The following is a 17,912-nucleotide window of genomic DNA, read 5'->3' as shown; positions in this document are numbered from 1 at the left end:
CAGGGAAAGGTATGTAACGCTATGGGATGTGGATAGGGGCGATGACCATGAGTGCTCGGCGGGGATCAGAAAACGTATCCACGCCTCGGTTCAGAGGGGGCCACCTGCCGGATCAATGCGGGCAGGCTGCCTGTTGAACGGTCTGCTTCATGCGTGCTTAACCGGGGCAAGCGGACCGAGGCAGAACAAAAAGTGAAACTTCATTGATAGCATTAAAATAATTACCGCATCCCTATAAAGGTTACCTTCATTACAGCCGATAAGACCTTTGTGATTTGGAATCTAACACGGAGTGAAAATGTCTGGGATGGTATTTTGCCGGGGATGCGGCAAGGAAATTCACAGTTCTGCTAAAGCGTGCCCGCATTGTGGGGCAACACAGTCAACGCAGACTGAAGGTAAGAAAAGCCGTATGGCAGCAGTGTTGTTCGCCTTCTTTTTAGGTGGGCTGGGAGCGCATAAATTTTATCTTGGCAAAGTGGGACAAGGTATTCTGTATATCCTGTTTTGCTGGACGTTTATCCCTTCTATCGTGGCGTTCATTGAATTTATTCTGTACCTGTGCTCATCCGATGAAGATTTTGCCCGGAAGTATGGCTAAGTAAACAGTGAAACCAACACCAACCCGCTTTCAGCGGGTTTTGTTTATTATCCCTTCTGCCCTGAATGTTGCTGAGCCTGCTAACACTGCAAGCTGTATTTTGAAGGTATGAAACACGCCCATAAAAATTTTCCTCTCATCAGCGCAGTCTTATTTTAAAAACCACCGATCACGCAAGTGATGGTTTTTATTATTGCCCAGCTGAACAGATAAATGCTGAGCTGTCTGCTCTGTGCCAGTCGTCCTGCCTGTTAGAGTGGCACGCTGTTGTCGGTAATGCTGAAAAACGGTTTTCTTTAGAATATTACTGACTGCTGGCAGGGAAGGATGACGATTGCTGGCGGGCAAGTTGGCGAATTAAGTTTCCAGTTAAACATCGGCTGACGCAGACAGGTTTCCCTGTATACTTTTCATTTTTTTATTCTGCACTTGGCATCAGCGCAGGATATTATTTTTTATAGATCATGATCGTAATTTTTATTTGCCTTTTCTTCCTCTTTTAGTTAATAAAAGGCTAAAAAAGTGACCGCGAAAAGCGGGGCGGTTTTTTTCTCTGAGTCATCCGTATCGCCGCCCCCTGCTCCCGAATACTGCTTTCGGATATACTGCCCGGCAAAAGCAGAAAGCGCCTTCATTCAGATGCTACCGTTACAGCGTTTTAAATTAAACGCCCATTTTCAGGGCGCTATCGAATGTGATTATGCCAGGAGAATTTATTTGATATTCTGAATCTGTAAGTTATTTCTATTTTATTATCAATAATCATATAGTTAAATTTTTTTGTCCTTTTTTATTTTGCTAACCAATCTACGCCCATTCAGTGAAGTTAACTCCTGGTCAGCTCACAGGCCTTATGGTTGTCGTAAATCTCTCACCTTTGACCAGTTCACCGGAAGGTTTACGATAGTAAGATTCCCCATCAAGCCGGTAGTAAGTATAACCGTCCTTTGTTTTTGTGATGTCCATAATCCAGCTTGACTTGTCTATACAATTATCATCTGATTTCATGTCATCAAAGCATAGTAAGTAATCAGTATCGTGGTCTGGAAAAGCACCTGCGTTTTTAGAAGCGAGCTTTTGATACTTACCATCAAACTTCCAAACTGAAACATTGTAAGTTTCACTGGAAGAGATGGTTTTGACTCCATTATTCTCCCACCATTTTATTTTATCACTATCGGAGAAAGGAATGTTTTCAACTAAAAGATCCTTTTTTGTTTCAGGGCCGTGAATTGCAAGCACTTTTGGAGAATTAAATAAGCTAACATAAAAAAATGCTAACATTACCAATGCTACAATAAACAACATAGCCTTTTTAATTCCCATTAAGTGCTCCTGCTGTTTATTTCAAACTCAGCTTTCATATTTGTAGCATGAATATCATGTGTAGACATACTTAAGCCATTGGAACTGCGCCACGCCTGATAAACGGTCAAGGGGTACTTCAATGCTGACATGATAATTTCCTTATAATATTAATGATTCAGACTGAAAATCCATACTCGTTGCATTTTTACAGATGACACCATTGAAGATGATAATGTAATCAGAGCAACTTAATCATAAACTGCATGATAAAAAATTGGAAGATAAAGAAAGGTATTGTATTAATAATCAGTGAGTTAATTTTGATGACAACGAGGCAGGACTGTAGAAAAATCTGGATCTTTTTGTTAAGATAACATCAGGCATTGAGGATTGTCTCCTGATTTTTTGAGGGTTGAATATTGGCAGAAGCTGTAATGTAAAATGAGAATGCCTCAGGTCGGAAAAAATCTTATTTTAATCACGAGAATGATTAGTCATGAGTGAACCTCTAAAAAACCGCAACAATATACGTGACCTGCCCCCAGGATTAGATACAACCTTCAGTTAGTAATGTCGGTTGGTTTTTCTTCATATTTCCCGTCTCGCCAGCCTGCTGCAAATTCAGCTGGCGTCTGGTAATCCAGAGATGAATGTGGTCGACACTCGTTATAATCCTGCCGCCAGTCATTAATGATTTCCCGGGCATGAAGAATATCGCTGAACCAGTGTTCATTCAGACATTCATCCCGGAAGCGGCCATTGAAGCTCTCAATAAATCCGTTCTGCGTTGGCTTGCCTGGCTGGATTAAGCGCAACTCAACACCATGTTCAAAGGCCCATTGATCCAGCGCACGGCAGGTAAACTCCGGACCCTGATCAGTTCTTATCGTTGCAGGATAGCCACGAAACAGCGCAATGCTGTCCAGAATGCGTGTCACCTGAACGCCTGTAATCCCGAATGCCGTGGTGATCGTCAGACACTCCTTCGTGAAATCATCCACGCAGGTCAGACACTTAACCCGGCGGCCGCTGGCAAGAGCATCCATGACAAAATCCATTGACCATGTCAGGTTCGGCGCATCCGGACGAAGAAGCGGAAGCCGCTCAGTCGCCAGCCCCTTGCGGCGTCGCCTGCGCTTTACACCCAGGCCGTTGAGATGATAGATGCGGTATACCCGCTTGTGGTTGACGTGAAGGCCTTCCCGGCGCAGTAACTGCCAGATGCGCCGGTAGCCAAAGCGGCGGCGTTCAAGTGCCAGCTCTGTAATGCGTAGGGACAGCAACGCGTCAGCAGCCGGACGCTGAGCCGAATAACGGCAGGTCGACAGGGGCAAGCCTGCCAGCCTGCAGGCACGACGTTGCGACAGACCTGCGGCCTCACACATGACTTCCACGGCTTCCCGCTTCTGGTCTGTCGTCAGAACTTTCGGCCCAGAGCCACCTGAAGCGCCTCCTTATCCAGCATGGCTTCAGCGAGCAGCTTCTTGAGGCGGGCATTCTCCTCTTCAAGCGACTTGAGCCGCTTCACTTCGGGGACTTCCATGCCGCCAAACTTCTTGCGCCAGGTGTAGAAGGTGGCGTCTGAAATAGCATGCTTGCGGCAGAGTTCCCGGGCCGAAACCCCGGCTTCTGCCTCGCGGAGAATACTGATGATCTGTTCGTCGGAAAATCGCTTCTTCATGGGGACGTCCTCATGTGACTTATGAAGACATTACTAACATCACGGTGTATTAATCAACGGGGAGCAGGTCAATCAAATGCCGATTAAAAATTGGCCCTGAATCGTTATGGAAGTGAAAATCCTAATGAGTCGTTTGACGCATATCACCTAGCTGATAATCAGATTTGTCTATATATCTTACGCAATACTCTTCCTCAACGGCATTACGTCGTAGCCCTCGCCTTTTTCTAAAGAAACAAGCAAGTCAGCCCACTGTTCAAGCGCTTGCCTTCTCTCATCAAAATACTGATAACGGTTGTAAATACCCTCAACGCCTTTGATTCTGTGGTTCAGGCAGCGTTCTGCAACTACCGGATCAACCCCTAACGCGGCCAGATGCGATCGCGCGGTGCGTCGAAAATCATGAATTGTAAAATTAGGTACGTTGGGGAGGTTACCCTTCACCTTGCTCAACGCAACAGGCAGTGTGCTTTCTTGAATATGTGGAATCATCCGGTGCTGCATCTTTCTCGCCGGAAGCACCCATTGGCTATTGCAGGACATCTGATGGAGTTCTTTCAGCCATTCAAGAGCTGGTGTAGGAATCGGAATATCAATCGCATCACCATTCTTAACTCGTTCTGCGGGTAAGTGCCAGACCGCTTCATCAAGATCGAACTCCTCCCAACGCGCACCGCAAAGCTCCATTTTACGGCAGCAAAACACCAGCAGAAGCTTCATTGTCAACTCGTTTTGACGTGAGAAACCTTTTGTCATGGGCATAGCCTGAAAGAGCTTCATCAATTCGTCACGGCTCAGCCAGCGTTCTCTGCTTTGCTCTTGTCCGCCAGCATCTGAGATTTCAAAAGCACTAGTAGGATTGCTTTCAAGCATATGTCGCTTGATACCGTAATCAAAAATACGGCGAGTCCAGCGAAGCACGTCATTAGCAACTGTAGGCGCGCCACGTTGGACGATTTTTTGTAGCATATCGTCGATATGCCATGGTTTAACATCTTCGATTCTGTGATTCCCGATTGCCGGGTTGATGTCTTTGTCTATGCGGCGGCGCAGAATGTCAGGGTGCTTCCACCGATTGAGGATCTGACGTTCAAAGTATTCTGCCGCCAGTTCTGAAACGCGGAGCGCATGTTTCTCCTCCTCCATCTTCTTCAGCGCTTCAGCCTTACGTTCCTGCTTCTCTCCCGCTACGTCATGTCCCAGAGCAACACGGGCAGAAAGTTCTTTAGCCATTTCCCGCGCTTTAGCGAGCGAAATACTGGAGTAATAGCCAATCAACATAACTCTGGCTTTGCCCGCCATTTTGTAGCGAAATCGCCAGAATGGGGCGCTATAAGTCTCTGGGAAACAGATGTATAGACCATTCCCGTCAGAGCGACCCGCAAAGTGCTCATTGTTTCTAATCCATGTACGGATTTGTATGTCTGTCAGTTTTCCCATATGTCTCTCATCATCAGAAGGGGTGTACTTAAACGTGTGTACTTAAATCTGAATAAGTACACCTTTAAGTACACGCAGAGCACGCGCTGTAGTGATACGATATGAGACTATATAAAACAAAAAGGCCATAACTTACAATGGCCTTTTTATCCTGACGAGACTTAGTGAGACAACGCGAGATCGCGTGAAGCGTTACTCAATATTCTGAATCTGCTCGCGCATCTGCTCAATCAGCACCTTCAGCTCAATGGCGGAAGCGGTAATATCAGCGTTGATCGATTTGGAAGCCAGCGTATTGGATTCGCGGTTGAATTCCTGCATCATAAAGTCGAGGCGGCGGCCAACGGCTTCTTTCTTTTTCAGGATGTTATAGGTCTCTTTAACATGCGCATCCAGGCGGTCCAGCTCTTCGGCGACGTCGATACGCTGTGCCATCATCACCAGTTCCTGCTCCAGGCGATTGTTTTCCAGCTGCACTTCAGCCTCTTCCAGCTTGCTCACCAGACGCTCGCGCTGCCACTTCAGCACTTCCGGCATCTGCGCACGCACTTTGCGTACTTCCTCTGTCACACCGGCCAGACGCTGCTCAATCAGCGCCTTCAGTGCGTTGCCCTCGCTTTCACGCGCCACGATAAAGTCATCCAGCGCGCCGTCCAGGGCGGAAAGCAGCTCGGCGTTAATCGCATCCAGATCCTGCTCCTGCGCAGTCATCACGCCCGGCCAGCGCAGAATATCCAGCGGATTGATCGCGCCTTCGTCGCTCTGCATTTTGACCCAGTTCGCCGCCTGCACCAGCTGTTTTGCCAGCGATTCATTCAGCTGCAGTTCGCCCTGTGCGCTGGCGTCAGCATCAAAACGCAGGTTGCATTCAATTTTACCGCGCGTCAGGCGATGACGAATGCGTTCGCGAATCACCGGCTCAAGGCTGCGAAACTGCTCAGGCAGGCGAATATAGGTTTCCAGATAGCGCTGGTTTACCGAACGCAGCTCCCAGGCGGCGCTGCCCCAGCTGCCTTTTATTTCGCGACGGGCGTAGGCGGTCATACTGCGGATCATAAGCGTGTACTCATTTCAGGAATGTTTACCGGATTATAGCGGCGCCCGCCGGGCCATGATAGGCATAACGTTTTGCCGGCCGCGCGGCGCGCACGCCCTCCGCGTGCCGGAGAAGGCAAACCGCGGCCCGCCGCGGTGGCGCGTCAGTCCTGCAGAGATAAGCGATGAAAAGGGTGACGGAATGGCCTGCGGACTTCTATGATGACAGAAAGAGAAAACCTGACCCGCAGAGATAATGATGTTGAGAAAACTGGCGCTGCCGTCAGGCTTTGCGCTATTACTGGCCGGATGCCAGGCGCCTTCCGCGCCACCGCTCCAGCAAATTCCACCCCACAATGCGCCGGTTGCGGTGTGCGGCAGCGGCGAGATCATGATGCAAACCACGCTATGGCTGACCATGACGCGGGCTGACGGTGCGCCGGTGAGTGCAAGCGCATGGCAGCAGTTTGAAGCGCAGGAAGTGGCGCCGCAGTTTGCCGGCCGCTACACCCTCTATCAGGGGATGGCGCAACACGAAACCCGTCAAGCGCTGGTGATCGTTCATCCGCCGGATCGCGCCAGCTCCGAACGTATAGATACGCTGCGCGTCCTTTATCAGCGCCGGTTTGCACAGCCCGACGTGATGCGTGTGGATACGCTGGTGTGTGGCTCGCTTCGGGCCAGTGCACAGGGGCAGGACAGCCGCGCGTGAAGTCCGTATAATGCGCAGCCAAACTCAAGCAAGCCGGAGAGAAACCATGCGTCCAGCAGGCCGTAGCACTTCTGAAGTGCGTCCCGTCACCCTCACTCGCCACTACACCAAACATGCGGAAGGCTCGGTCCTTGTCGAGTTTGGTGAAACCAAAGTGCTGTGCACCGCTACTGTCGAGGAAGGCGTACCGCGTTTTCTGAAAGGCAAAGGTCAGGGCTGGGTGACCGCAGAATATGGCATGCTGCCGCGTTCTACCCACAGCCGCATGGCGCGTGAAGCCGCCAAAGGCAAACAGGGCGGACGAACGCTGGAGATTCAGCGCCTTATCGCCCGTTCACTGCGTGCCGCCGTCGATCTCAACGCGCTGGGTGAATATACCATTACGCTGGATTGCGATGTCATTCAGGCTGATGGCGGCACCCGTACGGCCTCCATCACCGGTGCCTGCGTGGCGCTGGCCGATGCGCTGAATGCGCTGGTGGCCGCTGGCAAATTAAAAGCCAGTCCGATGAAAGGCATGGTCGCTGCCATCTCCGTGGGCATTGTCGGTGGCGTTGCTGTGTGCGATCTGGAATATACCGAAGATTCCGCCGCCGAAACCGACATGAACGTCGTGATGACGGAAGATGGCCGCATGATTGAAGTGCAGGGCACGGCGGAAGGTGAGCCGTTCAGCCATGATGAGTTGCTGCAGCTGCTGGCGCTGGCGCGAGGCGGCATTGAGCAGCTGATTCAGGCACAGAAAGCCGCATTAGCAAATTGATGTAATAAGGCGACCACAGAGTCGCCTTTTCTTTATTTAAACGTTGAGGAGTAAGAAATGAAAGCCTGGCAGCGTCAGTTTATTGAATTCGCCCTGAACAAAGGGGTGCTGAAATTTGGTGAGTTCACCCTGAAATCCGGCCGTAAGAGTCCTTATTTCTTTAACGCCGGTCTGTTCAACAGCGGCCGTGATTTGGCTCTGCTGGGGCGTTTCTATGCGCAGGCGCTGGTGGATGGCGGCGTGGATTTTGATCTGCTGTTTGGCCCGGCCTACAAAGGCATTCCGATTGCGACCACCACGGCTGTGGCGCTGGCTGACCATCATGACCGCGACGTGCCGTACTGCTTCAACCGCAAAGAAGCCAAAGATCATGGTGAAGGCGGATTGCTGGTGGGCAGCCCGCTGCAGGGCAAAGTCATGCTGGTGGACGATGTTATCACCGCAGGCACTGCCATTCGTGAATCCATGGATATCATCAGCGCCCACAACGCCACGCTGGCAGGCGTGCTGATTTCTCTCGATCGCCAGGAGCGCGGCCGCGGCGAGATTTCAGCCATTCAGGAAGTGGAGCGCGACTATAAATGTAAAGTCACCGCGATCATTACCCTGAGTGAGCTGATTGATTATCTGGAAGAGAAACCGGAACTGGCCGACCATCTGGCTAAAGTGCGCGCCTATCGCAACGAGTACGGTATTTAACGCACCGGCGGCGTATTACGCGCCGCATAAAACCGCCGTGGCGCGTGCGTTGCCGCGCTTCGTTACACCAGCTGCGCGGCAATCAGCGGCCAGCGGCTTTCGAAATCCGTAGTAGGACGATAGCGGAATTCAGAGCGGACATAGCGGGACAACAGCCCTTCACAAAACGCCAGCAGCTGGCTGGCCAGCAGCGCTTCATCGTTGCTGAAGCCTTCGCCGTCTCGCATTTTCTTCTCGCGCATCACCTGACGCAGCTGCACTTCAATGCGCTCAAACAGCTGGTTAATCCGTCCCTGCAGGCGATCCTGTTCAAACATCAGCGCATGGCCGGTGAGGATACGCGTCAGTCCGGGATTACGCTCACCAAAGCCAAGAATCAGCTGCACAATCAGGCGCAGGCGCACCAGCGTCTCTTTTTCATCTTTCAGGATGAGATTGATGCGGGTAATCAGACTGTCTTCAATAAACTCGATCAGGCTGTCAAACATACGGGTTTTACTGGGAAAATGCCGGTATAACGCCGCTTCTGATACGCCCACGCTGGCCGCCAGCTTGGCGGTGGTGATGCGCTGGCTGCCATCGCCAGACTCCAGCATCTGCGCCAGCGCCTGTAAAATTTCTTCGCGACGGTTCCGTTTCGCGGCTTTTTTTTCTGCCATGACCTTCAAGACCCCTGAAATTGTTCAAAAACAGGCAATACTGCCTCGTCTGCCACAGACAAAGCGACCGTGGCGACAGGAAATAAAAAAGATGGCTAAGCGAAAAGTGAGCGTATTACTGACGGCCTGAGTGACCGAAACCGCCCGCGCCGCGATCGCTGGCGTCAAAATCTTCCACCAGATTAAACTCGGCTTGTACGACCGGCACAAAGACCAGCTGCGCCAGACGATCGCCCGGTTGCAGCGTGAAACTCTCCTGGCCGCGGTTCCAGACAGAAACCATCAGCTGGCCCTGGTAATCGGAGTCAATCAGCCCTACCAGATTGCCAAGGACGATACCGTGCTTATGGCCCAGCCCGGAGCGCGGCAGAATCACCGCCGCGAGGCTCGGATCAGCAATGTGAATCGCCAGGCCGGTTGGCACCAGCGTGGTCATTCCCGGCGTAATTTCCAGCGCGCTGTCCAGACAGGCGCGCAGATCCAGACCGGCTGAGCCGGAGGTGGCATACGCCGGCAGGGGGAATTCGCGTCCTACGCGCGCATCCAGAATTTTAACGTCGATTTTTTTCATCATAACGGCTGACAATCTCATCTATTAATTGTTGGCCAAGGAGCGTCTTATCGCTGAGCGGTAAGACTTTCTCTCCTTCCTGCCAAAAAAGGTGAAGAGCATTGGTGTCGCTATTGAAGCCGTGCCCGGCCTGCGCCACATCATTGGCGCAAATCAGGTCCAGATTTTTTCGCACCCGTTTTTGCCGGGCGTATTCTTCCACATTCTGGGTTTCGGCAGCAAATCCCACCACGTAGGGGCGCTGCGTGGTCAGCGCGGCGACACCAGCGACAATATCCGTGTTCTTCACCAGCTGTAGCGTGACGTTATCGTCGTCACCCTGTTTTTTGATTTTTTCTGCGGCGATATTCGCCGCGCGGTAGTCTGCCACGGCGGCGCTGGCAATGAAAATATGTTGTTGCCGGATTTGCGCCATCACCGCGGCTTCCATCTCCAGCGCGCTGGTGACATCCACGCGCGTAACGCCTGCAGGCACCGGCAGAGCCACCGGCCCTGAAATCAGCGTGACGTGAGCGCCGCGCTGTGCGGCGGCGGCGGCAATGGCATACCCCATTTTGCCGGAGCTGTGGTTGCTGATGTACCGCACCGGGTCAAGCGCTTCGCGGGTTGGACCGGCGGTGATCATAATATTGAGATGTTGCAGATCGTTGACGGGCGCAGCCCACTCCAGCGCATGCGCCACAATGGCCAGCGGGTCAGGCATACGTCCTGGCCCGACATCGCCACACGCCTGGCTGCCGCTGTCCGGGCCCCAGATCAGGACGCCACGCTGCGCCAGGCGCTGCAGATTTTCCTGGGTTACCGCCGCGCGATACATCTGCTGATTCATGGCCGGCACAATCGCCAGTGGGGCAGCGCTGGCCAGACAGGCCGTGGTGACAAGATCGTTGGCCATGCCAGCCGTAATGCGGGCAATCAGGTCTGCGCTGGCCGGGGCCAGCAGAATCAGATCGGCCCATTTAGCCAGCTCGATGTGGCCCATGGCGGCTTCGGCCGCCGGGTCAAGCAGGTCATCAAACACCGGATAACCGGAAACCGCCTGCAGGCTGAGCGGTGTGATAAAGGCTTTTGCGGCTTCCGTCATCATGACGCGCACCTCGGCACCCCGGTCGCGCAGACGACGCACCAGTTCCGGCGCTTTGTAAGCAGCAATGCCGCCGCTCACGCCCAGCAGAATTTTTTTTCCGGCTAATCCCATCATGTTGTTCGCCTCAACTCAATGCAGAATGCCGCATCAGACGCGGCAGATAGGCGCAACTTTATCACAAAATGCCGGCGTCGCCTTTTCACTGCCTGCGCCCTTTGCGAGCCGGCTCGGGAATTCACCTTCTGCTGCTGGCGGGGCGGCGGCGACTGGCGCAGAATCGCCGCAACGCAGGGAGGAGGCAACGATGACGGAACTGGCACCACGGGAAAAACTGCTGCTGCTGGGGGCGGAAGCGCTGAGCGATGCGGAGCTGCTGGCGATCTTTCTGCGCACGGGTATCTGCGGCACCAGCGTGATGACACTGGCACGACAGATGCTGAATGAGTTCGGCTCGCTGTACCGTATTATGACGGCCAGTAAAGAGGAACTGGCGCAGATCAAAGGCGTGGGCAGTGCCAAGCTGACGCAGCTGCATGCGATTGCCGAACTGGGACGACGCTTTTTTGCCAGCCAGCTGGCGCGGGAAAATGTGATGGAGAACCCGCAGGTCACGCGCCACTACCTGCAAAGCGTGCTGGCGCATCAGGAACGGGAAATCTTTATGGCGCTGTTTCTCGACAACCAGCATCGGGTCTTACAGGCACAGAAGATGTTTTCCGGCTCCATAGCCAGTGTAGAGGTACATCCGCGTGAAATCGTGCGTGAAGCATTGAAGCTCAACGCCGCCGCAGTAATTCTGGCGCACAATCACCCCTCCGGGCGGGCAGAACCCAGTCGCGCCGATCGTGAAATTACCGGTAAGGTGGCGCAGGCCTGTGCGCTGCTGAATATTCGCCTGTTAGATCACCTGGTGATTGGCCACGGCGAGTTTACCTCCTTTGCCGAACGCGGCTGGCTGTGATTTCCGGTGTCAATCGGGCAGAAATGAGGCGTTTTTACGCGATCCGAAGGGATCTTTATTTGTTCGGGACTTGAGCACTTGGGCTGAGCGGCGTATACTACGCCACCTTTGAGAATCTCGGGTTTGGCGTTTGGGCCAGCTTAGCGGGTTCACATGGAACTCGCCTGGCGGGCTAAGGCCTGACGAGGCGGCCAAAACCTAGTTTTTAAAGCTCGAGCTGATTTGATTTTTGGAGAATAGAAATGTCACGAGTCTGCCAGGTAACTGGAAAGCGTCCGGTGACCGGTAACAACCGTTCCCACGCATTGAACGCGACGAAACGCCGTTTCCTGCCGAACCTGCACTCTCACCGTTTCTGGGTTGAGAGCGAGAAGCGCTTCGTTACTCTGCGTGTATCTGCTAAAGGTATGCGTGTTATTGATAAAAAGGGCATCGATACGGTTCTGGCCGAAATCCGCGCCCGTGGTGAGAAGTACTAAGGAACTGAATCATGGCTAAAGGTATTCGTGAGAAGATCAAGCTGGTTTCCTCTGCTGGTACAGGTCACTTCTATACCACCACGAAGAACAAACGTACTAAACCTGAGAAACTGGAACTGAAAAAGTTCGATCCGGTTGTACGTCAGCACGTGATCTACAAAGAAGCTAAAATTAAGTAATTTTAGTGTTCTTGCGAAAAACCCGGCTCCGGCCGGGTTTTTTGTTTCTGCGCTACGTTGAGGAGATGAGATGCCTGAATTACCTGAGGTAGAAACCAGCCGACGCGGTATTGAGCCCCACCTGGCAGGTGAAACCATCCTGCACGCTATCGTGCGTAACCCGCGCCTGCGCTGGCCGGTTTCCCATGAAATCCATACGCTGAGCGACCAGCCGGTGCTCAGCGTGCAGCGTCGCGCCAAATACCTGTTGCTGGAGCTGCCGCACGGCTGGATTATCATTCACCTCGGCATGTCCGGCAGCCTGCGCGTGTTGCCCGGCGAGCAGCCAGCGGCGAAGCATGACCATGTGGATTTAGTGATGAGCAACGGCAAAGTGCTGCGCTATACCGATCCGCGTCGCTTTGGCGCCTGGCTGTGGGCACCGGATCTGGCTGGCAGCAGCGTGCTGGCGCATCTGGGGCCGGAACCGCTCAGCGATACGTTCAGCGGGGCGTGGCTGTTTGAAAAATCTCGCGGCAAGCGCACGGTGATTAAACAGTGGCTGATGGATAACAAGGTGGTGGTCGGCGTTGGCAATATCTACGCCAGCGAATCGCTTTTTACCGCCGGGATCCTGCCCGATCGTCCGGCGCAGAGCCTGAGCGAAGCCGAAGCGGAACTGCTGGCAAATACCATCAAAGCGGTGCTGTTGCGTTCGATTGAGCAGGGCGGCACCACCCTGCGGGATTTCCTGCAAACCGATGGTAAACCGGGCTACTTTGCTCAGCAGCTGCAGGTATACGGCCGGGCGGGTGAACCCTGCCGCGTCTGCGGGACGCCGATTATCAGCGGCAGACACGGCCAGCGCAGCACCTTCTGGTGCCCGCACTGTCAGCACTGATCAGGGCTGCGCCAGCTTCGCCAGCAGCGCCTGATGAACAACAGCAGGCAGAAATGCCTGCACATCGCCCTGGTGACGCGCCACCTCTTTTACCAGCGACGAAGAGACGAACGAAAAGCCTTCAGACGGCATCAGAAAGACGCTCTCCAGCGTGGGCATCAGGTGGCGGTTCATGTGCGCCAGCTGCATTTCATATTCGAAATCCGATACCGCGCGCAGGCCGCGCACCAGCACCGTGGCCTGCTGCGCCTGGGCAAAGTTCGCCATCAGATCGCTGAATCCCACTACCTCGACATTGGCCAGATGCGCGGTGACCTGGCGCGCCAAATCCACGCGTTCATCCAGACTGAACAGCGGCTTTTTGCTGGGGCTGGCGGCGATGGCCAGCACAATGCGGTCGAACATCTGCGCCGCCCGGGTAACAATATCCAGATGGCCCAGCGTAATGGGATCAAACGTACCGGGATAAATCGCTTTTGTGCTCATACGCGACCCTGTTTTACCGTGTGGTGCAGCGCCCACAGCGCCGCATATTTATTGAAGGTGTATTGCGCATTGACCACCGCCAGAATCCAGCCCTGTCTGCCATCAAGGAAACCCGCACGCAGCAGCAGCGTCTTAAGAAACGCGCCTGCCGTATGGCTGAAAATCGAGAACAGACCACACTGTTTGCCGCGCTGAAAACGCTCCTGCGCCCAGGCTTCCGCATAATTCATCTGCTTGCGCTGGAAAGCGATCAAATCGCGACAGGTCAGATGCTGTAAATCCCCGGTCAGCGCCACCACCGGTGCGCCCTGCGTCTCCAGAGATTCATGCACCAGATTATCGTTGTAGCTGAGATGGCGCGGATAAAGGCGCATGACGCGGTCCGGATACCAGCCGCTGTGGCGCATAAAGCGGCCCAGAAACAGATTGCTGCGGCCCAGGCTGTAGACCGTGTCGGACGGGGGCTGCACCAGCACCTGCTCAATGGCGCGGCGCAGTTCAGGCGTGACGCGCTCATCGGCGTCGAGCATCAGGATCATATCGCCGGTGGCAAACGCCTGCGCGCGCTGGCGCTGCCTGCCAAAGCCAGCCCAGGCATCGGCCTGATAGACCTGAGCACCGTGCGCGCGCGCCACGTCTGCAGTGGCGTCGCGGCTGCCGGCATCCAGCAGCACAATTTCATCGGCCCAGCTGACCGAGTCCAGCGCCTCCGGCAGCAGTTCCGCTTCGTTTTTGGCGATCATCACCACAGAGAGGCGTTGGCGTTGTGACATGCGTTAATGGGCCCGTGGCGGTAAATGCGGTTCGAGTAACTGTAGCAGACGCTGCAGTGCGCCCTGATTCTGATGCAGCACCTCTACGGCATGGCGACCATAATAGCGGCGGTAGTCATCATCCTGCAGCAGGTTGGCGACCTGTTTTTCCAGCGAGGCCGCGTCAGTGACGGTAATTAGCCCTTCGGCCTGCTGTAATTTGGCGCAGATATCTTTGAAGTTCCAGGTGTGCGGCCCCATCAGCACCGGAATAGCATGCGCTGCCGGTTCCAGCGGATTATGTCCGCCGCGTTCTGTCAGGCTGCCGCCGACAAACGCCAGATCGGCAATGCCGTAAAGCAGCATCAGTTCACCCATAGTGTCGCCGATCACCACCTGGGTGGCGCCGGACGGGATTTCGCCACTGCTGCGCAGGGTGAAGCTGAAACCGCGTTTTTGTGTCAGATCGCAGGCATCTTTGAAGCGCTCCGGATGACGTGGCACCAGTATCAGCAGCAAATCCGGGAAGTGCTGCAGCAGCTGACGGTGGGCGTCCAGCACGATGGCTTCTTCACCTTCATGGGTGCTGGTGGCGATCCACACCGGGCGGCGTGAAGCCCACTGACGGCGCAGCGTAACGGCCCGCGCTGCCAGCTCCGGCGTGACGGAAATATCAAATTTGAGGCTGCCGGTCACCGCCAGGTGCGAACGTTTCAGCCCGAGGCTGAGAAAACGGTCGCCATCTTCGGCATTCTGCGCGGCAATCAGCGTAATGCGCTGCAGCAGATCGCGCATGAAACCGCCGAGTTTTTTATACCCTCGGGCCGAGCGCTCTGAGAGGCGCGCGTTGGCGATCACCAGCGGAATCTGGCGCTGATGCAGAATACGGATAATGTTGGGCCACAGCTCGGTTTCCATGATGATCACCAGGCGCGGATTCACGGTGTCGAGGAAACGGTTGATGGAGCCGGGCAAGTCGTAAGGCAGGTAAACGTGGTGCACATCTTTGCCGAACGCGGACTGCGCGCGCTCGGAGCCGGTCGGCGTCATGGTGGTGACGGTGATCGGCAGCGTCGGATAACGATGGCGCAGCGCCCGCACCAGCGGCACGGCTGCCAGGGTTTCTCCCACGGAAACCGAATGCAGCACAATACCGTGCGGTTCCACTTTTCCGCTGCAGTAGCCGTAGCGTTCCGCCCAGCGTTTGCGATAGGCCGGTGCTTTTCGACCGCGCAGCCACAGGCGCAGCCAGATGAGTGGCTGAATCAGGTAGAGCAGGGCTGTGTAGAGAGTCGTCATAGTTATCGTTACGACACAATCGCGTCAAAAAACACATGAAAGGCGGCATATTAACAGAAATCAGCCGCCTGCTCATACCACTTCGTCAGCGGGTGTTCAGCACCTGCTGATAGAGCGATGTCAGTGACTGTGCCAGCCGCTGCGGTCCAAAAGGCAGAATTCTGCGTCGTGCCGCCTCGCCCATCGCGGAATCCCGTGAAAGTGGCGGTATGGCGTTGACGGCTTCGCTTAACGCCCTGATATCCAGCGCATCGCAGACAAAGCCTTCCTGACCAGCAGTGATAAATTCCGCCCCACCGCAGCCGGTACTGGTGATCACCGGCAGGCCGCACGCCATGGCTTCCAGCACCACATTCGGGAACGGATCGTACAGCGTCGGCAGCAGCAGCGCATCGGCGGCATGGTAGAACGGCTGCACATCCTGCTGCACGCCCACGAAGCGTAACCTGTCAGAGCAGTTGAGCTGGCTGGCCAGCTGCTGATAGCGCGACAGATGTTTGTCCTGACCGACGACAATCAGGTAGCGGTCGCTGCGGGCAACGGCTTCAATGGCGGCCTTCAGCCCTTTGCGCTCAAAGCCGGAGCCGACATAAATCATCACTGTCGCCGCCTGCGGCAGCGTCAGTTGCTGACGCGCAGCCTGACGCAGCGCATCGGTGGCCGGCTGGAAACGCGAGCTGTCGATCGCGTTGTGAATGACATGAATCCTGCCGGCATCCAGCGAGAAGTGACGCAGAATATCCTGTTTCACCATCTCTGAATTACAGATCACCGCTTTCAGCGTGGGCGCGTTAAACATCTCTGCTTCTGCCTGCAGCACATAGCGGTGATAAGGGCTGAGGCGCTGCCACGGAGAGACAATGCGCGCGCGCTGTTCCAGCCAGACGCGATGCACGCCGTCACCGGCACGGAAAATATCGCAGCCGGCGATGCGTTCATGGCTCTGCACAATATCGAACTGCTCGCGCTCCCAGCAGGCGCGCGCCGCGCGGGCGAAACCGCGCTCGCGGGAAATACGGCCCCATTTCGCCGGATTACAGATGTGCAGGTGCCAGGCCGGATTCGGCGTGCCCTGCCAGCTGCGGGTAATGATATTGAGATCAAGCTGATCGCTGTCGAGCGCCTCAAGCGCACGTGAAATAAACCGCTCGGCACCGCCGTCCGGGCGGTATTTCTGCCGGACAATCGCCAGACGTAATTTAGTCATGCAAAAAATTCCTTGCCGCGGCAATCACATCCGCAACCGGGATGGCCGACAGGTAGCGTTGTTCAGTTTTCGTATCAATCGAATCCGGTGACGGCAGCGGGGCATAATCGCCAGCCCAGATTACCCGGTTGTTTTCGCCCCACGGCCGCCAGTGCTGCAGCTTGGTCGGGCCAAACAGCGCCAGGCAGGGCGTTTCCAGTGCGGCGGCCATGTGCATCGGCGCAGAATCCACGCCGATAAAGAGCCGGGCGGCATCGATCAGGGCGGCGAGCTGTGGCAGCGACAGCTCGCCGGCCAGCGACACCACATTCTGGCTGCGGCACAGCGACTGGATATGGCTGATCATCGCCAGCTCTTTCTGATCGGGCGCGGCGGTCAGCACCACGGTACGACCGTCTGCCGTCAGGGCTTCTATCAGCTGCGCCACTTTCTCATCTTCCCAGCACTTGAACACCCAGCGCGACGTTGGCTGCACGACGACAAACGGGCCGTTGACGTGCGCTGCGGTTAACATCTGCTGCACTTTCTGCTGGTCGGCGGCGCTGAAATGCATCGACGCTCTGGCCCCCGCCGCCGCTATGCCCAGCGGCTGCAGCGCGGCCATGTTTTGCTCCACGGTATGCAGCTGCCCATGCTGTGCCGTAGAAACGCGGTAGTTATGGCAGGCGCGCCAGAAGGCGTTATTGCGTTTATTGAAGGCAAAACCGATGCGTACCGGCGCACCCGATAAGCCGGTGATAATGGCACTGCGCCACTGGTCGGCCAGGTTAATCACTACATCGTAATGGCAGGCGCGCACTGCGGTGACCAGTGCCAGCTCATGACGAAACTTCTGCCAGCCGCCCGCTTTTTTCCAGTTGCGGTCAATGATGTGCAACTGCCGAATAGCCGGGTGCGCTTCCAGCATCGGGCGGGTTTCTTTATACAGCAGCACGTCGATGTTGGCCTGCGGGTAACGGGCGCGCAGGGCGTTAATGGCGGGCGTGGTCAGCAGCATATCGCCATGGTGGCGCAGCTTGATCAGCAGAATATTTTGCGGTGCGAACTGGGCTGGAATCGGGCTTGCCATACTCAAATCATCTCAGAATTCAGTGAGCTGATTGTAGGGCAAAC

At 55.0% G+C, this 17,912-nt stretch carries 21 protein-coding genes; 8 read left to right on the top strand and 13 right to left on the bottom strand.

What is annotated here, in order from left to right:
* Nucleotides 1-298 precede the first annotated feature (298 nt).
* Entirely contained in the window at nt 299-601 is a 303-nt protein-coding gene (locus tag D8B20_RS17035; protein WP_145890180.1) for a TM2 domain-containing protein, read from the top strand.
* A gap of 503 nt (nt 602-1,104) precedes the next feature.
* Here D8B20_RS17035 and D8B20_RS21875 read toward each other — a convergent pair.
* The 5 genes from D8B20_RS21875 to D8B20_RS17015 form a co-directional block, all read right to left on the bottom strand.
* Nucleotides 1,105-1,236 (bottom strand): hypothetical protein, encoded by a 132-nt coding sequence (locus tag D8B20_RS21875; protein WP_261388041.1) that lies wholly within the window; start codon nt 1,234-1,236, stop codon nt 1,105-1,107.
* A gap of 202 nt (nt 1,237-1,438) precedes the next feature.
* Nucleotides 1,439-1,927: a DUF943 family protein gene (locus D8B20_RS17030; RefSeq protein ID WP_145890178.1), complete on the bottom strand. Its 489-nt coding sequence runs from the start codon at nt 1,925-1,927 to the stop codon at nt 1,439-1,441.
* A gap of 542 nt (nt 1,928-2,469) precedes the next feature.
* Nucleotides 2,470-3,590 (bottom strand): IS3 family transposase gene (locus tag D8B20_RS17025; RefSeq protein ID WP_145886803.1). Its coding sequence is split into 2 segments (ribosomal slippage): nt 2,470-3,332 and nt 3,332-3,590, totalling 1,122 coding nucleotides; the frame shifts between segments, so codons are not numbered across the junction.
* Between the two features lie 177 nt (nt 3,591-3,767).
* Complete coding sequence (locus D8B20_RS17020; protein WP_145890176.1) at nt 3,768-5,030, bottom strand: tyrosine-type recombinase/integrase; 1,263 nt, start codon at nt 5,028-5,030, stop codon at nt 3,768-3,770.
* A gap of 192 nt (nt 5,031-5,222) precedes the next feature.
* The gene (locus tag D8B20_RS17015; RefSeq protein WP_145890174.1) at nt 5,223-6,086 is read right to left on the bottom strand and encodes a YicC/YloC family endoribonuclease; all 864 of its coding nucleotides are present in this window, start codon (nt 6,084-6,086) and stop codon (nt 5,223-5,225) included.
* Nucleotides 6,087-6,321: 235 nt separating this feature from the next.
* Here D8B20_RS17015 and D8B20_RS17010 point away from each other — a divergent pair, with 235 nt between their 5' ends.
* From D8B20_RS17010 to pyrE, 3 genes are read left to right on the top strand one after another with little or no spacing between them, the layout of a single operon-like run.
* Nucleotides 6,322-6,777 carry a DUF3574 domain-containing protein gene (locus D8B20_RS17010; RefSeq protein WP_261388040.1) on the top strand — a complete coding sequence of 152 codons (456 nt, stop codon included), beginning with the start codon at nt 6,322-6,324 and terminating at the stop codon, nt 6,775-6,777.
* Between the two features lie 46 nt (nt 6,778-6,823).
* The gene (gene rph / locus D8B20_RS17005) at nt 6,824-7,540 is read left to right on the top strand and encodes a ribonuclease PH (RefSeq protein ID WP_145890171.1); all 717 of its coding nucleotides are present in this window, start codon (nt 6,824-6,826) and stop codon (nt 7,538-7,540) included.
* 57 nt (nt 7,541-7,597) lie between these two features.
* The gene (gene pyrE / locus D8B20_RS17000) at nt 7,598-8,239 is read left to right on the top strand and encodes an orotate phosphoribosyltransferase (protein ID WP_145890169.1); all 642 of its coding nucleotides are present in this window, start codon (nt 7,598-7,600) and stop codon (nt 8,237-8,239) included.
* A gap of 62 nt (nt 8,240-8,301) precedes the next feature.
* Here pyrE and slmA read toward each other — a convergent pair whose 3' ends face one another.
* The 3 genes from slmA to coaBC all read right to left on the bottom strand — a co-directional run bounded on the left by slmA (nt 8,302) and on the right by coaBC (nt 10,670).
* The gene (gene slmA / locus D8B20_RS16995) at nt 8,302-8,898 is read right to left on the bottom strand and encodes a nucleoid occlusion factor SlmA (protein ID WP_145890167.1); all 597 of its coding nucleotides are present in this window, start codon (nt 8,896-8,898) and stop codon (nt 8,302-8,304) included.
* A gap of 115 nt (nt 8,899-9,013) precedes the next feature.
* The gene (gene dut, locus D8B20_RS16990; protein WP_145890165.1) at nt 9,014-9,472 is read right to left on the bottom strand and encodes a dUTP diphosphatase; all 459 of its coding nucleotides are present in this window, start codon (nt 9,470-9,472) and stop codon (nt 9,014-9,016) included.
* Entirely contained in the window at nt 9,450-10,670 is a 1,221-nt protein-coding gene (coaBC, locus tag D8B20_RS16985; RefSeq protein ID WP_145890163.1) for a bifunctional phosphopantothenoylcysteine decarboxylase/phosphopantothenate--cysteine ligase CoaBC, read from the bottom strand. The genes dut and coaBC overlap by 23 nt, the downstream gene beginning before the upstream one ends.
* A 190-nt stretch (nt 10,671-10,860) precedes the next feature.
* On the opposite strand from coaBC, the gene radC reads away from it, so the two are divergent.
* The 4 genes from radC to mutM all read left to right on the top strand — a co-directional run bounded on the left by radC (nt 10,861) and on the right by mutM (nt 13,055).
* Nucleotides 10,861-11,517, top strand: a complete 657-nt coding sequence (gene radC / locus D8B20_RS16980; RefSeq protein ID WP_145890161.1) for a RadC family protein — start codon at nt 10,861-10,863, stop codon at nt 11,515-11,517.
* A 242-nt stretch (nt 11,518-11,759) separates the two neighbouring features.
* A complete protein-coding gene (rpmB, locus tag D8B20_RS16975) occupies nt 11,760-11,996 on the top strand; it encodes a 50S ribosomal protein L28 (protein WP_013511031.1) in 237 nt (78 codons plus the stop codon).
* Between the two features lie 11 nt (nt 11,997-12,007).
* The gene (gene rpmG / locus D8B20_RS16970; RefSeq protein ID WP_001051798.1) at nt 12,008-12,175 is read left to right on the top strand and encodes a 50S ribosomal protein L33; all 168 of its coding nucleotides are present in this window, start codon (nt 12,008-12,010) and stop codon (nt 12,173-12,175) included.
* A gap of 70 nt (nt 12,176-12,245) precedes the next feature.
* Nucleotides 12,246-13,055 (top strand): bifunctional DNA-formamidopyrimidine glycosylase/DNA-(apurinic or apyrimidinic site) lyase, encoded by an 810-nt coding sequence (gene mutM / locus D8B20_RS16965; RefSeq protein WP_145890159.1) that lies wholly within the window; start codon nt 12,246-12,248, stop codon nt 13,053-13,055.
* Here mutM and coaD read toward each other — a convergent pair whose 3' ends face one another.
* From coaD to rfaQ, 5 genes are all read right to left on the bottom strand, one after another.
* Nucleotides 13,056-13,541, bottom strand: coding sequence for a pantetheine-phosphate adenylyltransferase (coaD, locus tag D8B20_RS16960; protein WP_145890157.1), 486 nt, complete (start codon nt 13,539-13,541; stop codon nt 13,056-13,058).
* A complete protein-coding gene (locus D8B20_RS16955; RefSeq protein ID WP_145890155.1) occupies nt 13,538-14,314 on the bottom strand; it encodes a glycosyltransferase family 2 protein in 777 nt (258 codons plus the stop codon). Before D8B20_RS16955 ends, coaD begins: the two co-directional genes overlap by 4 nt.
* Nucleotides 14,315-14,317: 3 nt before the next feature.
* Complete coding sequence (gene waaA / locus D8B20_RS16950) at nt 14,318-15,592, bottom strand: lipid IV(A) 3-deoxy-D-manno-octulosonic acid transferase (protein WP_145890153.1); 1,275 nt, start codon at nt 15,590-15,592, stop codon at nt 14,318-14,320.
* 85 nt (nt 15,593-15,677) lie between these two features.
* Complete coding sequence (locus tag D8B20_RS16945) at nt 15,678-16,799, bottom strand: glycosyltransferase family 4 protein (protein WP_145890151.1); 1,122 nt, start codon at nt 16,797-16,799, stop codon at nt 15,678-15,680.
* Nucleotides 16,792-17,868 carry a putative lipopolysaccharide heptosyltransferase III gene (gene rfaQ / locus D8B20_RS16940; RefSeq protein WP_145890149.1) on the bottom strand — a complete coding sequence of 359 codons (1,077 nt, stop codon included), beginning with the start codon at nt 17,866-17,868 and terminating at the stop codon, nt 16,792-16,794. Before rfaQ ends, D8B20_RS16945 begins: the two co-directional genes overlap by 8 nt.
* Nucleotides 17,869-17,912 lie beyond the last annotated feature (44 nt).

Source organism: Candidatus Pantoea soli (assembly GCF_007833795.1).
GTDB lineage: Bacteria > Pseudomonadota > Gammaproteobacteria > Enterobacterales > Enterobacteriaceae > Pantoea > Pantoea soli.
Note: the sequence above shows the minus strand (reverse complement) of the source record. Positions and strands in the feature narration are given on the sequence as shown.

Coding starts and splice junctions, on each gene's coding strand:
- D8B20_RS17035 (WP_145890180.1), top strand. CDS start 299: ATGTCTGGGATGGTATTTTGCCGGGGATGCGGCAAGGAAATTCACAGT.
- D8B20_RS21875 (WP_261388041.1), bottom strand. CDS start 1,236: ATGAAGGCGCTTTCTGCTTTTGCCGGGCAGTATATCCGAAAGCAGTAT.
- D8B20_RS17030 (WP_145890178.1), bottom strand. CDS start 1,927: ATGGGAATTAAAAAGGCTATGTTGTTTATTGTAGCATTGGTAATGTTA.
- D8B20_RS17020 (WP_145890176.1), bottom strand. CDS start 5,030: ATGGGAAAACTGACAGACATACAAATCCGTACATGGATTAGAAACAAT.
- D8B20_RS17015 (WP_145890174.1), bottom strand. CDS start 6,086: ATGATCCGCAGTATGACCGCCTACGCCCGTCGCGAAATAAAAGGCAGC.
- D8B20_RS17010 (WP_261388040.1), top strand. CDS start 6,322: ATGATGTTGAGAAAACTGGCGCTGCCGTCAGGCTTTGCGCTATTACTG.
- rph (WP_145890171.1), top strand. CDS start 6,824: ATGCGTCCAGCAGGCCGTAGCACTTCTGAAGTGCGTCCCGTCACCCTC.
- pyrE (WP_145890169.1), top strand. CDS start 7,598: ATGAAAGCCTGGCAGCGTCAGTTTATTGAATTCGCCCTGAACAAAGGG.
- slmA (WP_145890167.1), bottom strand. CDS start 8,898: ATGGCAGAAAAAAAAGCCGCGAAACGGAACCGTCGCGAAGAAATTTTA.
- dut (WP_145890165.1), bottom strand. CDS start 9,472: ATGATGAAAAAAATCGACGTTAAAATTCTGGATGCGCGCGTAGGACGC.
- coaBC (WP_145890163.1), bottom strand. CDS start 10,670: ATGATGGGATTAGCCGGAAAAAAAATTCTGCTGGGCGTGAGCGGCGGC.
- radC (WP_145890161.1), top strand. CDS start 10,861: ATGACGGAACTGGCACCACGGGAAAAACTGCTGCTGCTGGGGGCGGAA.
- rpmB (WP_013511031.1), top strand. CDS start 11,760: ATGTCACGAGTCTGCCAGGTAACTGGAAAGCGTCCGGTGACCGGTAAC.
- rpmG (WP_001051798.1), top strand. CDS start 12,008: ATGGCTAAAGGTATTCGTGAGAAGATCAAGCTGGTTTCCTCTGCTGGT.
- mutM (WP_145890159.1), top strand. CDS start 12,246: ATGCCTGAATTACCTGAGGTAGAAACCAGCCGACGCGGTATTGAGCCC.
- coaD (WP_145890157.1), bottom strand. CDS start 13,541: ATGAGCACAAAAGCGATTTATCCCGGTACGTTTGATCCCATTACGCTG.
- D8B20_RS16955 (WP_145890155.1), bottom strand. CDS start 14,314: ATGTCACAACGCCAACGCCTCTCTGTGGTGATGATCGCCAAAAACGAA.
- waaA (WP_145890153.1), bottom strand. CDS start 15,592: ATGACGACTCTCTACACAGCCCTGCTCTACCTGATTCAGCCACTCATC.
- D8B20_RS16945 (WP_145890151.1), bottom strand. CDS start 16,799: ATGACTAAATTACGTCTGGCGATTGTCCGGCAGAAATACCGCCCGGAC.
- rfaQ (WP_145890149.1), bottom strand. CDS start 17,868: ATGGCAAGCCCGATTCCAGCCCAGTTCGCACCGCAAAATATTCTGCTG.